At 57.2% G+C, this 14,426-nt stretch carries 20 protein-coding genes and 1 pseudogene; 7 read left to right on the plus strand and 14 right to left on the minus strand.

Annotation, left to right across the window (positions count from 1 at the left end; translation table 11 throughout):
• Positions 1-7 precede the first annotated feature (7 nt).
• The gene (locus tag AC0L3E_RS25040; RefSeq protein WP_164898457.1) at positions 8-388 is read left to right on the plus strand and encodes a hypothetical protein; all 381 of its coding nucleotides are present in this window, start codon (positions 8-10) and stop codon (positions 386-388) included.
• Between the two features lie 150 nt (positions 389-538).
• Here the strand turns inward: AC0L3E_RS25040 and ku are convergent.
• The 4 genes and pseudogenes from ku to AC0L3E_RS25060 all read right to left on the minus strand — a co-directional run bounded on the left by ku (position 539) and on the right by AC0L3E_RS25060 (position 3,104).
• A pseudogene (ku, locus tag AC0L3E_RS25045) lies at positions 539-1,362 on the minus strand (non-homologous end joining protein Ku).
• 573 nt (positions 1,363-1,935) lie between these two features.
• Positions 1,936-2,145 carry a hypothetical protein gene (locus tag AC0L3E_RS25050; protein ID WP_127266476.1) on the minus strand — a complete coding sequence of 70 codons (210 nt, stop codon included), beginning with the start codon at positions 2,143-2,145 and terminating at the stop codon, positions 1,936-1,938.
• 139 nt (positions 2,146-2,284) lie between these two features.
• Positions 2,285-2,458 carry a hypothetical protein gene (locus AC0L3E_RS25055; RefSeq protein ID WP_127266475.1) on the minus strand — a complete coding sequence of 58 codons (174 nt, stop codon included), beginning with the start codon at positions 2,456-2,458 and terminating at the stop codon, positions 2,285-2,287.
• A gap of 340 nt (positions 2,459-2,798) precedes the next feature.
• Positions 2,799-3,104 (minus strand): hypothetical protein, encoded by a 306-nt coding sequence (locus AC0L3E_RS25060; protein WP_127266474.1) that lies wholly within the window; start codon positions 3,102-3,104, stop codon positions 2,799-2,801.
• A gap of 1,095 nt (positions 3,105-4,199) precedes the next feature.
• Between AC0L3E_RS25060 and AC0L3E_RS25065 the strand changes: the two genes are divergently transcribed.
• The 3 genes from AC0L3E_RS25065 (at position 4,200) to AC0L3E_RS25075 (ending at position 5,661) form a co-directional block, all read left to right on the plus strand.
• Entirely contained in the window at positions 4,200-4,934 is a 735-nt protein-coding gene (locus AC0L3E_RS25065; protein WP_127331628.1) for a Crp/Fnr family transcriptional regulator, read from the plus strand.
• A gap of 19 nt (positions 4,935-4,953) precedes the next feature.
• Positions 4,954-5,190 (plus strand): DUF6894 family protein, encoded by a 237-nt coding sequence (locus AC0L3E_RS25070; protein ID WP_127266472.1) that lies wholly within the window; start codon positions 4,954-4,956, stop codon positions 5,188-5,190.
• 231 nt (positions 5,191-5,421) lie between these two features.
• A complete protein-coding gene (locus tag AC0L3E_RS25075; RefSeq protein WP_164898455.1) occupies positions 5,422-5,661 on the plus strand; it encodes a hypothetical protein in 240 nt (79 codons plus the stop codon).
• 3 nt (positions 5,662-5,664) lie between these two features.
• Here the strand turns inward: AC0L3E_RS25075 and AC0L3E_RS25080 are convergent, their stop codons facing one another.
• The 8 genes from AC0L3E_RS25080 to AC0L3E_RS25115 all read right to left on the minus strand — a co-directional run bounded on the left by AC0L3E_RS25080 (position 5,665) and on the right by AC0L3E_RS25115 (position 10,562).
• On the minus strand, positions 5,665-5,853 hold the full coding sequence (locus AC0L3E_RS25080) for a hypothetical protein (protein WP_127296097.1): 189 nt from the start codon (positions 5,851-5,853) through the stop codon (positions 5,665-5,667).
• Between the two features lie 605 nt (positions 5,854-6,458).
• Positions 6,459-7,415 carry an NAD(P)/FAD-dependent oxidoreductase gene (locus AC0L3E_RS25085; protein ID WP_473605853.1) on the minus strand — a complete coding sequence of 319 codons (957 nt, stop codon included), beginning with the start codon at positions 7,413-7,415 and terminating at the stop codon, positions 6,459-6,461.
• A gap of 97 nt (positions 7,416-7,512) precedes the next feature.
• A complete protein-coding gene (locus AC0L3E_RS25090; RefSeq protein WP_127318130.1) occupies positions 7,513-7,797 on the minus strand; it encodes a DUF6894 family protein in 285 nt (94 codons plus the stop codon).
• Positions 7,798-8,095: 298 nt separating this feature from the next.
• Positions 8,096-8,329 carry a hypothetical protein gene (locus AC0L3E_RS25095; protein WP_128307170.1) on the minus strand — a complete coding sequence of 78 codons (234 nt, stop codon included), beginning with the start codon at positions 8,327-8,329 and terminating at the stop codon, positions 8,096-8,098.
• A 256-nt stretch (positions 8,330-8,585) separates the two neighbouring features.
• Entirely contained in the window at positions 8,586-8,807 is a 222-nt protein-coding gene (locus AC0L3E_RS25100) for a hypothetical protein (protein ID WP_127266467.1), read from the minus strand.
• Positions 8,808-8,816: 9 nt separating this feature from the next.
• Positions 8,817-9,017 (minus strand): hypothetical protein, encoded by a 201-nt coding sequence (locus AC0L3E_RS25105; protein ID WP_128307171.1) that lies wholly within the window; start codon positions 9,015-9,017, stop codon positions 8,817-8,819.
• Positions 9,018-9,740: 723 nt separating this feature from the next.
• Positions 9,741-10,034, minus strand: a complete 294-nt coding sequence (locus AC0L3E_RS25110) for a DUF768 domain-containing protein (RefSeq protein WP_127318176.1) — start codon at positions 10,032-10,034, stop codon at positions 9,741-9,743.
• Positions 10,035-10,316: 282 nt separating this feature from the next.
• Complete coding sequence (locus tag AC0L3E_RS25115; protein WP_127331622.1) at positions 10,317-10,562, minus strand: hypothetical protein; 246 nt, start codon at positions 10,560-10,562, stop codon at positions 10,317-10,319.
• A gap of 723 nt (positions 10,563-11,285) precedes the next feature.
• Here AC0L3E_RS25115 and AC0L3E_RS25120 point away from each other — a divergent pair.
• Complete coding sequence (locus tag AC0L3E_RS25120) at positions 11,286-11,795, plus strand: ferritin-like domain-containing protein (protein ID WP_473605855.1); 510 nt, start codon at positions 11,286-11,288, stop codon at positions 11,793-11,795.
• 245 nt (positions 11,796-12,040) lie between these two features.
• Here AC0L3E_RS25120 and AC0L3E_RS25125 read toward each other — a convergent pair whose 3' ends face one another.
• On the minus strand, positions 12,041-12,886 hold the full coding sequence (locus AC0L3E_RS25125; protein WP_473605856.1) for an SIR2 family NAD-dependent protein deacylase: 846 nt from the start codon (positions 12,884-12,886) through the stop codon (positions 12,041-12,043).
• Between the two features lie 40 nt (positions 12,887-12,926).
• The gene (locus AC0L3E_RS25130; RefSeq protein WP_127318144.1) at positions 12,927-13,235 is read right to left on the minus strand and encodes a hypothetical protein; all 309 of its coding nucleotides are present in this window, start codon (positions 13,233-13,235) and stop codon (positions 12,927-12,929) included.
• Positions 13,236-13,565: 330 nt separating this feature from the next.
• Between AC0L3E_RS25130 and AC0L3E_RS25135 the strand changes: the two genes are divergently transcribed.
• Together AC0L3E_RS25135 and AC0L3E_RS25140 are read left to right on the plus strand one after the other, a co-directional pair.
• A complete protein-coding gene (locus AC0L3E_RS25135; RefSeq protein WP_127331618.1) occupies positions 13,566-13,739 on the plus strand; it encodes a hypothetical protein in 174 nt (57 codons plus the stop codon).
• A 39-nt stretch (positions 13,740-13,778) separates the two neighbouring features.
• Positions 13,779-14,276 (plus strand): metallophosphoesterase family protein, encoded by a 498-nt coding sequence (locus AC0L3E_RS25140; protein ID WP_127266460.1) that lies wholly within the window; start codon positions 13,779-13,781, stop codon positions 14,274-14,276.
• The last annotated feature ends 150 nt before the right edge of the window (positions 14,277-14,426 follow it).

A 14,426-nucleotide genomic window follows, 5' to 3' on the forward strand; every position in this document is an offset into this window, starting at 1 on the left:
CGCACAGATGAGACATCTGGTCAAAGATATCCTGATCGAGATCGCTGAAATGCTTCCGGCCATCACTCAAAAGGGCGAAAATTCGGCCGAAGCACTGCCCGTCCATGCGCCGAACTTCCCCCACGATCTGGAGCCGGTGATCCGGGCAGACCCTTCCTACCGAGTGCCATCGCAACGCACCGACGATCGGCATGAATCAGTCGCAGTCCCGAGCAAGCCGCAAGCTGTATGGGGGGATATGGCGCCGGAGGTGATGATCGTACCTTTGCCAGTCACTGTAGATGAAGGCACGGTCAAGGCTCACGCCTCCGACGGGCAGCATGCACGGCGTCGAGTGCCGAGCGAACGGCTTCAACGTTTGAGGCGTGAGGCTGGGCTCACGGCCTGAAGATCAGCGGCCGTTGGCCCTGCGCCAGTTCATCGCGCATTGCTTCGGCGCCGGCATCGACTTTGCTCACAGCCAGTCCGCCGCCTAACCTAGCACTGCAATTGCACTGGTTCTTTTGAGCACCGCAGCGATGGTGATCGCTATCTTTGACTATGCTGATTTGCGGCTCTTGGTTTTTGGTCGGGCTTGGGCGATGCCTTCCTTCGCAAGGCTCTTTCGGAGAACTGAGGCCAAGTCGACCACGTTCTCCTTGGGTTTCGGCGCTGGTTTCGGCGGTTTTTTTCTCTTGCGCTTGGCGTCGATCATGGCAATCAACGCATCCTCGTAAGTGTCCTCGAATTTCGAAGGATCGAACTTCGTTACCTTCTTGTCGATGAGAAGCTCCGCGATTTCCAGCAACTCCGAATCGAATTTTGGGCTTTTCACGTCATTGAAGACGGTGTCTTCCGATGTCATCTCATTGTGGGTCCGTAGCTCGGTCAGCAACATCCCCTTTCCAAGGGGCTGTATCAACACTTCGCGCCCGCGCTGATAGAGTACGACGCAGGAGCGTGCCGCAACGCGCTTCTTGGCCATCGCATCGCGCAGGACGGCAAAGGCCTCCAGAGAGGCACCGTCTGCCGGGATCAAATAGTATGGTTTCTCCAGAAAACGTGTGTCGATCTCGGCAACCGGAACGAAGGAATCGACGTCAAGTGTATGCTGCGACGTCAGTTTCAGTTTCTTTATCTCGTCCGGCTCGACGTGAATGAAATCACCCTTGTCCGCCTCATACCCTTTGATCTGATCCTCGGCTTCGACAACATCGCCGGTCTCTTCATCGACATAGGCGCTTTTGACGGGTAAACCGTCCTTGCGGTTCAAAATCTTGAAGTGGATCTTGGATGCCTCACTTGTGGCACCAACTATCTTCACCCCGCATGACACGGAACGACCCTCAGAAAGCCCTTCCACACCGCGCGTGGCGCAACCATGCCGTTTCTCCTAGACCTCGATCTCGGCACAACGTCAGGCACACGGTTCTGTTCCGCGACGTGCGCCGGCGTCTTTCCACCCGATCGCAGGAGCAGACGTTGCTTTCACAAGCACACGAGGTGCTCAAGGGTGCTTCAAATGCATCGGAGCTCTGGCTCAGTGCGACAAAAAGCGTTCGCGTAAGGGAGTCGGCAGGATCAAGCGGACCAAGCTCGGGTTGAGTGACCGTGCCGACCTTAACTGGACACAAGCGTGGGCCGAATGACCTGACGCATACGCTACCGGCACAAGGGAAATGCTACAATTAAGCCTGGAGGACTTGTTGTGAACATGGCGCTATTATACCCGAGTTGCAACGGTAATCACGTTCCCGGACCGAATAGTATCACGGCGAAGCCGTGCTACTCTGGCGTCCCAAGCCCTGCCAACTATTCCCCGTAGGTCATCGGCCGATTCCTCCAAGACATAGCAACTCAGTCGACATTCCGCCCGCAGGATCTCCCCTTGCGCAGAAAGCTCCTTGTGCTGGCGAATAAGATCATCCAGGCGGTCCAGATAAGGTGCGCGGCTCATCAGCCTTCACCCCGCAGCATCTCTTCGAAAGTAGCTTCATCGAAGTAGGCTCCGGAGTGCTGGAACAGCCACATCAGACGGGCGCTCAGTGCCTCGGCCTCGACGCTGCCTTCTGCTAGCGCACGCTCTTTGCAGGCCCGCTGAAACACCTGCTGTAGGAGGGCGAGTTCTTCGGGATTTGCAACGCCGATGGTAGCGGGAGCGGTCATGGCTTCCTCCGTTGGGGCGGAAGCATGTTCTTCGCTCACAGCCGGCGGTGCCCTGAAACTACCGCCGATGAGAGTAGACTACGCTCATATTGGCGAGAGTCGATTGAATAATAATTTAGTCACGACAGGCAGGAGCATTCTAATGCCGCTCTTTCAAAAATCGGGCTTCACGAAGCAGCGAATTCCAATCCGTGCCGATAAGCTTGATCAGACCGCGCGCATCCGGCTCCGAAATGCCGACTTCTTCAGACAAACGTCGGGCAAGCAATTGCTCATTGCCCTTCTTCACACGGCCGTCGCCATCCTTTTTCATTGGTTCCTCCTTGGGAAGCCAACTTACGGAATGACCTTTCGTTTCATGGAATAAGAAAAAAGCCCGCCGTCCCATTAGCGGCAGCGGCGCGCCGTCCCTGGGATAATGGGACTCGCTGGGGTGTTGGTTTCCCCTGCTGTCGCGGGCGGTGCAAAGCAGGTGCCACCTGGGGTGAACCAACACGGCACACCTCGAGGGCGACTCGCCGCGAAACGACAAGACCTTGGTCTGGTATCGACCCGCCGTGCCGACCTAGCACGACGGGCGTTCGAGAGCGGCTACACCCTGAGAGTCGACCCCTTTGCATCAATCTGGAACAGGGCAACAGTTCCAAGACACGTCAGCAGCCTTCCGTGGTCTTTTTCATCTGGCCAGGAGCAGCCGAGTTAGCATCGGTATCCTGTTGACCTGGCGCGGCCTGCTTGGCGCTGCCAGTTTGTTGACCTGGAGCGCAGTCCTTGGCGGAGTTCGAGTTAGAGTTCGTTCCACTCGTGGTGGTCGAATCCGTTCCCTGATCGGTCGTAGTGCTCGGCATTGTCTGGGTCGTCGAGGTCGACGATCCGCCTGTGGTCGTGGTGGTCGATTGCGCAACAGCGAGGCCAGTTGACAGTACCATAATGGCTGAAGCCAAAAGAACCTGTTTCATGATCAACTCCATATTGGAATGTCCCTTCGGTACCGAACTTCGCTGCGAAAAGACGGTTCCAAGAAAAATTCGCAATCGCACGCACCTCACGTTTGGACGGGCCCGCACCACTTGCGCGCGTCGGGGCGAGCGTCAGCGGGTAAGCGACCTAGCCCTTGGATCGACCTTTCTTGAATGATTGCGAAGCCTTGGCTTCGGCAGCAAGGCGTTGTTCTCGAAGTCGCGCAGTTTTTGTATCTCGCGCCTCTCTCTCGGCCGCGTTAGCAATCTTTGCCTCACGGTCTGCGCGCTCCAATCGGTCTTTGTCGACGCTTCGCCGGGACACATTGGCCTCCTACCAGAAGACCGTTGAATTTACAGTTTGCTAAAATGTTCCCCGCGATACGGCATGTTCCACGCAATGTGGCGGACTTCCCGGCCCGGGGAACCAGCAATGCAAAAGCCCGCTACCGGGAGGCAGGGGCCTTGAGAGACAGGTAACTTGGAGAAGGGCCGGCCCAACAAGCTTCCTTTGTAGTACCGATCAGTGCGGCCTTTAGTCAGTCGGCCCCGAGCTGAGGGGCGATGAGCCGGGCGAAGCCCTCACCGCCGACAGTCGCTCACGCTTGTCAAAATGAGCCTCCTGATAGGTCTTCTTCATTCGCTATCTCCCTTCGGCTATCGCATAATCACATATCGCGTTGCCTCGGCTTGGGTGCGTGTCAATCGCAAGCCAAACGCGAGATGGCCAAGGGATTATCACCCCTTTCTGGCCTGCCGCTTTCTTTCTTGTGGCTTGTGCGGAATTCTCGCGGGCTCAACGGAGCTGGAGCCCCTGATGTGACGTCAAAAATTCGAACCCAGCCTATGTCATAGGTTAATGCGCGGCTCGGGCGGCTCCCTTAAGGGTGCGGCATATTCACGTCGGGAGCGTTGCCGCACCCCAAGCGAGCAACCGAACGGGCCTCAACCCTCTGGCGCTGGGCACTGAGGTCCTGGGTGCGTTCGCGTCTTGAGTTCCCAACTGCCGACCATCAGTCCGGCGCCTCTTTACGGCTACCCGGAACTTTTGAAGCGAATGCAAGTTCGATAATCAACATCAGCTAGGTAGCCAATTTGTCACCCACCTCATCCTTGGATGTACTTATTCGCAAGCTCCAGAGCATCTCGGATCTCCGAGAGGGCGATATCGAGGTTTTGAAAGGCATCCAGATTCAGGAGAAGGATTTTTTGGCCAACTACGACCTGGTGCGTGAGGGTGACCGCCCTGTCAATTCGTTCGTGGTTTTGGATGGCCTGCTCGGTTCAACCAAACTTACCGGCGATGGCAAACGGCAGATTACATCCTTCTTTGTGGCTGGAGATATTCCCGATCTGCACGGACTGCATCTGTCGGTCATGGATTGCAATTTTACGACCCTGACAGCAGCCAGACTGGGCTTCATGCGACATGACGCTCTTCGCGCCATTTGCGAACAGCATCCTCGAATCGCGACGGCTTTTTGGCGGTCGACGCTGATCGATGCAGCGATTTACAGAGAATGGGTAACGAATGTGGGAAGACGCGAGGCCTATACGCGCATGGCTCACATCTTGTGCGAACTGATCTTTCGCTTGCGCTCGGTTGGACGCATCCAGGATCACGTCGCGGATCTTCCCATTACCCAGGCAGCACTTGGCGATGCATTGGGCTTGTCTACAGTCCACGTCAACCGAATGCTTCAGGAACTTCGACGTAGGGGCCTCATCGCCACGACGGGGTCAAGAGTGCATGTTCTTGATTGGCCCGGCCTCACTCGTGCAGGTGATTTCGACACGACCTACCTGCACCAAAGGAACCCCGCAGCTTAGTGGTGACGGAAGCTCTCGGATGGCACGATTTTTCTTTGATAGTGGCGATCACGACGTGGTCATCGAGGACGAAATCGGCATCGAATGTGCCGGTCTGGAGGAGGTGCGCCGCGCGGGCTTCGAGGGCCTTATCGACCTTACGAGAGATGTGCTTACCGAGGTGGACGGGCAGCAAGTATTTGTTGAAGTGCGGAACGAAAACGGCGACAGGATTCTGAGGCTGAGCATCTCGCTTCAGATCAAGTTGATGAGATGACGTGCCTGACTTGCTACGTCAGAATGCTGCCGAGTGCCGGCACATCGAATGGCATGAGCGGCGAGGAACGCCGCGTGATCGGACTATCGCCCGAAGATGCCGCCGCCATTTCGACCGGCGAACAAGCTCGGGTTCCCCCACATGGAAAAAAACCGGCAAGGCACAGCAGCAGGTCATGGCCCGTCTCATACATGGCCCATCCGACCGATTTTTAATCGGTGTCGCGTATTTTTGTACGAAGTTCTGGAACGCGCATTCTCAGCGCTCGTTCATGTTGTCTCAGCAGTGGGTGTCGACGTGCAAAGAAAAGCGAATGCAAGCCGGGTTGCGAAAGGCCAGGAGCTTGAGGTCGAACATCTTGTCGAGGTCACGGAAATTGACCCCAGGCAGGCCCGAACGCTGCTTCGCAAGCATGGAGCCGATTGGCCGAAGCTCAAAGACGAGGCGGAAGCTCTGAAGAAGGAAGACTAGCCGTCACCGTCCCAGCGGTTGGCGAGAAAGCTGTTCCAGCTCATCCTCATCCGTGATTCCCGCTTGGTAGTAAGCCAGAATACGTGATGCGCGCCGTTCCCTCTCGGTTGCGGTTTCGTTTTTAATTTTGCTGCGTGCGAAGACGCGACTGAGCAGGGCAAGTTCTGATGGGGTGAAGGCGTCTCTGTGCATCGCATCTCAACTCCCGTGCGTCACCGTCTCTAGAGGGGCCGAGACGGGCTGAAGCTTGATTGCAGCCTCTGACGCCGGCCAACAAGAGATCGCAGAACGGGTCGTCCGGCGCGCGCTAACGCTGGATAAGAAAGAATGTTCCGCGCGTTTTTCGGACACTAAACAAAGAAGCTCGTCCGGACCGAGCCAGCAACGGCCTTTTACCGGTTTACGTGTGATCTCCTTCAACTATATCCGGAAAACCTCTTCCTTGACGGGAATTTCTGGGCTTTCTGTGCGTTGCAGTTGAGAAATGGCACTTATGATCTTGGACAGAAAGAATGGCTTGGCGAGCCGAGTTGCTACAGCCACGAAAGCCCGCCCCGGACAAAGCCGAGACGGGCCGAAGCTGCTTCGACAGCCTCAAGGCCCAGACAATGAGGGAGGATTGTAGGCCTGCAGCCAAACCTCGTACCGCAGTGAATGTTCCGCGGCTGTAAACTGTCGCTGGGAGTATCATGATCTTTCGGGGATCGACATTCTCGGCCAGTTACTCCTTGTCGGCCGGGTCGAGACGTTGATACGCGCCATCAAGGCAGCCAAGAGCTCGATCAGCCGCGTGATCTTCATGTCCGTTGAGAAGGCTGATCTGCAAATCCAGTCCGCTCGGCGCTCTCAAGCTCTCTATGGGCATGCGACGCGGCAATGGCAGCCTGTCCAAAAGCGACGGCTATCTGGTTCAACGCTTTGACAACGTCACCAACGGCGTACATGCCTTGGATGGAAGTCTGCTGATGCTCGTCGACTGTGACATAGCCCTCTTCACAACATCTTGCGCCTACCGCCTCGGCGAGTTGAGAACGTACCTTGCACCCCAGTGCCAGATAAATGGCATCGAAGCGGGATGACGTCCCATCTTTTAAAATCGCCTCGCAACCGTCTGCTGTCGGGCAGAGCGTATCGAGAGCGTCACCGATGACTATGCCTCTTGCCCTCGCCGCACGACGAGTGCTGGGCGAAAAGTCGGATGCGTCGCTCCCAAGCATCGTTATGAGCGGTGTAAACCGACTGAGGAAAATGGCCTCTTTAAAGGCTCTCTCGTCGTGCCCGATGACCGCAATCTTCTGGTCGATCGCCTCATACCCGTCGCATACAGGGCAGAGTCGAACGACACCTGCGGCAATTGCCTCGCGTAGACGCGGAATGACAGGTGTCGTGTCGGTGATCCCTGTCGCCACAAACACCTTGCGTGTCCGGATTGCGCCGACCGAGGTCTCAGCGACGAACCCCCGATAGGCAGCGGCGAGGGAATAGACCTGCCCTCCAACCAGAGTGGCTCCATACAAGGTGGCGTGACGTCGAAGGCGATCCAGAATTTCGGCTCCACTTATCCCTTCGGGAAAGCCAGGGCAGTTATGGCTCGTTGGGATCAAGGCGGCACGAGGATCGCCGGCATCGATCACCAGCACGCGATGGCGAAAACGGGCAAGATATTGAGCGGCGGTCAGTCCCGCCGGCCCGCCTCCAACGATCAGGACATCTTCGGTCTCGGCGGTCGGTCGGCTGACGTGTCTGTCGTGCATGGTGCGGCGCATCACCGGCGAACGATTTGGTTCGTGCAATGTTCAAAGGGCGGTCTTCGGGACATCTGCTCGATGGCAACAGCGTAGAAACCAGGCTTCAACCCGATCGCAAGACGCCAGGCTCCTCTGTTTCCTTGAGCTCTTCCGTATCCTTGGGCGCGGCGACCAGATCGTGGAATCCGAGAGTAGCGACGAGATAGCCTGCCTCATCATAAACCTTCGTCACCCAACTGGTCGGGTCCACGCCATCGACAATTCCGTCGAGCATGGCCTCCTTGGCAGTGCGCTTCGCCTCTCTGACAGCCTCATCTCGATCAGCCATATCGGCAAAGATTGCAGGCTGCGACATGCCCTCGATAAACTCGAAGCGAAATTTCGGCATTAGCCGCTCCAGTCATTGTGCCAGCGGATCAAACATTTCTGGCAGGTTTGACCTCAACGCGGCGGTGTCGAAAAGGATGCAGCGGGTGTGCGCGTGACCATCAAACCTCAGGCAGCGTTGCTGCCTCCCATCTCCCACTCGTGCTACTTTTCCAGCACGCTACGCTCGCAGCTCTGACGATGGCGAGGTGGCGGAGATGCAGAAGTCTCCGCGAGATCGTGTGGCATCGTACGCTGAAGACGCTCGCAAGTCGCCGTTGAACGCCGCGCCGTGGATCGTGGACTGACGGTAAGAAGGACTAGCCGACCGCCAAGACCGGCCTCTTTCGCAGCCGCGCCCGCATGATGACAAGCAGAACCGTTTCATCTTCCATGCCACTCTGGAACAATTTTATAAGCTCGGCAGCAATCTGCTCGGCGTTGTAAGAGATCAGTTGAATCTCTGCTTCCCCGCAAAGCTTCTTTAGGACCGATTCCAGCAATCTCAACCCTTCAGGATAGATAGGTTGATCACTGGCGGTGTCGTAGGTCATGTACGCCCCTTTGACTCGACTTAAATCAAGGCCGCAGATGCTGGGCGGCAAGCCCATGCATGACTCGTTTCTGGGAAGAGGTCATTAACCTATGCAAGTTCGAGCATGGCGCCGGATTCACGAACTGCAGGGGGGATGAACCAACAAAGGGCAGCATGTGCACGGATCGAGCTGGAGCAAGTCGTGAAAGCCCCTGCGCCAGGCCTGTTAAGTCCGGACGGTGTTCCTGCATGGTGCTGTAGGCGAGCGAGAGAGCCTAAAAGAATTCAATCACCTTACGGCTCCTCTTTTTGAGAGCCGGGATGGGTTTGCGATGCATTCGCGGCTGCGCCGGCGGTGACTTCACCGGATGCTGTGCAAGCCTTGCTTGTCTCAGCCGCGCCGTCTTCTCGGCGCGTTCGGCTCGTTCAGCGTCCAGCATCTCTTGGCTGATACGTTTGGCGCGGTCGTATCTTTCCTTGTCGTGATTGCGAGTCACGGACACCTCCTAGCCAGCAACAAAAATCCTGCGAACCTTTTTGGTGACACGCGGCTTGCGTTGGCTGGGACCGGGCGTGATGGCTTGTGCGAGGCGACCCTCCTTCAACCGCGCCGTCTTGGCGGCGCGCTCAGCACGTTCCTTGTCGATAATGAGTGCTGCAGCTAATGTGGTATTCTCGTTGCGACCGTCATGATTGATCCGCGGCATCTCAGTGCCTCGCCCCGATTCTTGTCGCCCGTAGTGCCATTTTGCACCTGCGTCCCGCCCTAAACTGGTCTATCGCCGCTTTGATTGAGGTTTCGGTTGCATGTTCCGGTTTCTCGCCCGGCTGGTGGTTGTCGGTGGGAGCTTGTGTGATGGCCATCTTTGTTCTCCTACGAGGCCGAACTTCGATATGACACAAGTGTTCCAAGGCAACTCGCAAGCTGCAGGGCTATTTTCGATGTAGGGGCATGCGCGGATGCTCAGGCGCGTGATCGGAGCATTGTGTTGGAGGGCCGTAGCTGGAACTATGAGAGCGCAGATAGCGTGGTCGCCTGAACATGAACGGCGGCCTTCCCCCCTCTCGCAAAAAGCTGTCAGCGCGATATTGTTACCAGGAGCAAAGGAGCCCGGTGTCGACGAGAACTTTTCTCGCGACGAGATCGTTCAGACTTTGCTGCAGCACAGGGCCCCCGCAAGCGCATCAGCTCGGTATTGTAGGGAATTCGGGCGTTAGGGCCGTTGAACCGCTACGGGTGTGTCAGTAGCAAACTTACAGACAGCCGCAGGTCCAAACGAGCAGCACCGTTCCAAGCGCATACGGGACCAGAAGCAAACCTATCGTCACCCAGAAAGCTGGCTCTGCCAAGGCGGCCATGTCCTTGCGAAACTGCTCCATAGGGCTACCCCGGCAACTTCGACAAACGAATAGAGCTAATCTGGTAAGGCCTACGGCCCGCTTTTGGCATCTTCGACCTCCAGCGCATCCATGAGGGCTGCCACGTCGGTGGGTTCGCCATCGGCGTCACCATGCACGCCAGTTCGGGCGTTCTTTAGCGCTTGCTCGATCGCATCTTCAATGTTTCCGAGCTCGTCCTCACGCACCTCGCGACCATAACCGGCCGCTTCGGCATCCTGCTCGAATTGCTGGACCAGCACGGCGAAGCTCACTTCCTCTTTGCCAGCAAGAGTGCCGACATTCTCCTGCAGCCAGGTTTCAAAAAACTCTTTGGTCGCGTTCATCGGATCACTCCTTCGCCGGATTAAGCGCGGCGGCGATCCGAAGTTCCGCAATGCCGTCACTTTCCCAATCAGCAAGGGGATATGCTCATGGTGGGCTTGGCTAGTAATCCCGAAAATTCGTCTGCGCGGTGCTGGCTCCGTACCGGGAGCAAGGCCGCCGGATGAGTTCACGCCCACCGAGCGCTCGTCGATCCGCATGCTCTTCGATCGGTCTGCATGGAACTATTGCCCGCTCGGTTGCGCAAGGCTGCCCCGGCGGTGGTTGTTCGCCTTCCCGCTATTCTATCCCGACATTCCGGATTGTATCACCTCATCGGCCGACAACCGGTCAGACATCGCTGCACTGTTGGTCTGGTCCATCCCGAACTGAGCGACCTGAATCATCATAGCCTTGGCCTTTGCAATGAGTTGGTCGTCGGGAAGAGTATGCCCGGCCTGCAGGGTGACTGTAATACACTCGCCTCCCTCTCCGCGGAATTCCACGATCGGAGCCTGGTCTCGGCTGACGACAATTCCCATCATCTGCATACGAACCTCCTTCGACTGCAGCGGGCAGCCGAAACTCAACCCAGCTCGGCCGTCTAATCCTTGACATAAGCCCCAGGCTGACGACCGCCTCTGGGCGCCTTGGCGTCTTTCGAATGCTCGGCCATCGCAGGGCCTGCTCCGGAGACTTTCTCTGCGGCCGGTGACGGTGTCGCCGGCTTAGACGAGGTCCTGCCGCCCGATTTTTCGGGGCGTGGTGATATGCCAGCTGAAGAATTGTCTGAAGAAGTCATGGCTCGTTTCCTTAGCTGCGAAACTTCCTTACCAACCTCCGAAATGCCCTGACGTTCCATTGCGATCCCTTCGTGAGATAAGATCTCCGCAGGTGAACATGCCTCGTCCCTGGACGCGCATCAGGTAGGGGTTGATTTCGCAAGCGAACGGTAAAATGCGAAGCCGCTCCGGCGAGATACAGCTTAGCCCTACATGGCAGCGCGGGCATCAGAATACGAGCCGACGCGAAACAGAGGTCCATCCGTCGCCGAACCCGCGACAGGCAGCAGGTTCGGTCATTTCTGCAGAAATGCGTTTGCCAGCTTGGACACAGCGGCAGTGCGCGTACCGCGCTATTCTCTCCTGGTGCCGAGAGCCTGATTGCAGCGCCGACTGGGAAAAGCCTGCGACACAGGCTGACTCCGCAGGTCAAACTATGAGGAACAATATCTCCCTTTGAAAGTTCTGGCCGACCTATGAAGGAGATATGAAATGTCAGAATCGCGCGAATGGCTTGTCCAATGGCTCAGGGATGCTCACGCCATGGAGGAGCAGGCCGAGACCATGTTGAATGGGCAGTTGAACCGAATTGAGAACTATCCTGAGCTCAGCGAACGGATTCGCCAGCACGTCCAGGAGACCAGGCAGCAGGCTGCTCGGCTGGAAACCTGTCTCGACCGCATCGGACAAGAATCTTCCACACTGAAGGATGCCGGCGGCAAGCTGACGGCAATGGCGCAGTCGCTCAGCGGTGTCTTCGCCGGTGACGAAGTGATGAAAGGATCGCTTGCAAGCTACACGTTCGAGCACATGGAAATCGCCTCCTACACAATCCTTATCGCCGCTGCCAAATCGCTGGGTGAAGCAGAGGTCGCCCAGGTCTGCGAAGAGAACCTGCGTGAGGAAGTCGCAATGGCGGACTGGTTGAAAAGCCATATTCCAACGACAACCGAGCAGTTCCTGGCGCGGGCCGACTCGGAGAGTGAAAACGCCAAGCGTTGATCAGCCGGTAGCGTATCGCTAAACAAGCTCGCCCTTGCGCCGAAGCTCGGCGCAAGGCGCATCGAGGTTGAGCCGTTACCGCTGAAAGGCACTTCAAAGTAGGCAGTGCGTGAGTAAGTTTTCCGATTAGCTCTCCGTGCCGCGATAGTATCCTTGACGCCAATTGAACTTGAAATTCCGGACGGAATTCTCTGCCATGTGCCGCTCCTTGAGAGCCCGCCGAACTGCCCATCATACGGATGTTGCTATCGCCCACTTTTTGGCGACAGTTCCCCATCCCCAACCATCTCCGCCAGCCGGCTGAGGAAGTCCACCAAAGCAGCTTGCGGCTCGTCGATTTCGCCGACCACGACCGAAATGCCCCAACGTCCAAGCACGGCCTCCTCCATAGGGTTTCGGCTGGTCATGAAGATGAACGAGGGCGGGCGATCTTTCTCATAGCCGGACCGATGCCACGTCTGCCAGAGACGGTGCAGCAGCAACCGAATGTTTGGGTCGGAAAGGCTATAGCCAATGAAGAGGATCGTGCTGCCGAGCGCATCCGAGCGAAAACGCACGTCCAGCGGAGAATTGAAGGAGAGACGATCGAGGTAGTCCGTTTCGGTGAGGACGAGGGACGAATCCTCGTCGAAATCACCATGGAACTTGACGATGTGGGTAATGCCTTGGCGGGCCTGCGCCACATCGCGTGCATTGGCCACTTTCACGTAGTCCCGACCGTATATCTCATAAGCCAGTTCCAGATTCCGATCATAGTTAGTTGTGTAGATGACAGGGAATTCGAGCCTCACGATGAGACGATGCAACTCGGATTTCTCGATCCGGTCCTTGGGGACGGACCAGTTTCTGTCCATCCAACTGCGAAGTGGCCCGATGCTGCCATGCTTGATGCGATAGTACTCGGCCAGGGTTTGAAAACGATCGCGTCGCGTGGAAAATTCGTCGTCGACGCCGAGCTCCTTTGCCATTCGCTCTATCAGCTTCTCCCAGGAGGGTAGTCCAACGCTGATCGACACCCCTGCCCCAACAAACAGAATTGCGCTGCGATGGCGAATTGCGTTGGCGAGCGAATCTACAGGGTCATCGTTCATCAAGTCTTTCGAGGCCACCGCGCAGGTCGACCTTCCTCCCTCACATCTGGTCGTTATTAGGCTCCTTGGTGATCCCCACCTGCCTGGCCAGCTCGGAAAACGGTGGCACACTCGCTTCGAACTGCTTGGTGTTAGCCAGCCGCAAAAGCCGCAAAGGGAAACACACTGCGTCGCGGTTAGCCGGCGACATATCCTCGAAGAGGCGCTCATCAACCGTGAACGAGGCTTCCGCGTTTTTCAACGCCGTGTCGATATCATCGACCGAGAGAAGGCCTCTGCGGACCAAGGCGTTATTGACGGCCGCGACCGCCATAAGCAAACCTTCCAATTGCAGGTTGGCGACGTTCATGGGCCATTGTCCTTCATACCATTGGGAGCCCGTCGATAGATAATCCTGCTCCGGAGGCCTTGTGCCGTGCCGGTGATGGGGTTGCCGGCTTGCTAGAGCGTTTCGGCTGCGCGGCGGCGCCGGGATTGGCATCTGGTGGCGCCATGGCTTGGATCTCCGCTGGGCTGCTGGACAACTCTCCACATGCCTCGAGGTTCCGGATCGCCATGGCAACCTTGCAAAGGCAGAGGCAAGGCTTCTCGCTGTCCTACTACCGTGGGGCGCACGAGGTGATCGCGGGAACAACCCGGCACCGTGATGGCTCGGTGGCATCAAAGGTGATAGAGAACGATGGGTAAAAAGCCTAAACAGCACACAGAAGCCACAGATCGTGAAAAGGCGATCGAAGCTCTCTACTTTGCGCGCAAGTGCGGCCTCACCAAGGAAGAGGCACTCAAGATGCTCAGGGAAGCCCAAATCAGGATCGATGATGGACCCCAAAGCCGCTCCGGCAACCGAACTTAGAAGCGATCGTCGAGCGCTCATCTCAGCCAGCGGCGGCGCATGATCTTCTTCACCTCCGACACGCATTTCAACGATCCCCGCATTCTGCGGCTCGACCCCCGCCCCTTCAGTTCATTGGTGGCCCACGACCAGGCACTGACTGAACTTTGGAACGAGACTGTTGCTCCAAATGACGAGGTTTGGCACCTCGGCGACTTCGCCAAGGGATCGGCCGAGACAGTGTCTTCGCTGCTGTCCTGCCTCCACGGCACCAAACACCTGATCATCGGCAACAACGACGGCATGGTAACGCTCCGCGCTTCGGCTTGGGCTAGCGTGCAACACTACAAGGAGCTAACTGTCGAGGGCAGTTTCTTGGTTCTTTGCCACTACCCGTTCCGCACCTGGAACAAGATCGGCAAGAAATCGATAAACCTGCACGGCCATTCTCATGGCCGGCTGAAGCCAATGACGCGCCAGCACGACGTCGGCGTCGACGCCTGGGATTTTCGCCCAGTCACCTTTGCTGCCATACAGGCCAGGCGCCGCCGAGATTGAGGTTAGCGCAGCAGATGGCGAACGATCGATGTTTTCACGTGGTGATGCTAGCCGCAAACAGGATTCCAGAATCCTGCCCCTGGAGTATTGCAGCCATGCTGGAACGCACCGCGAGTAAACTGGGACCGAGGAGCGCCCCACCCGTCTGCA

This window comes from Mesorhizobium sp. WSM4822 (assembly GCF_055811155.1).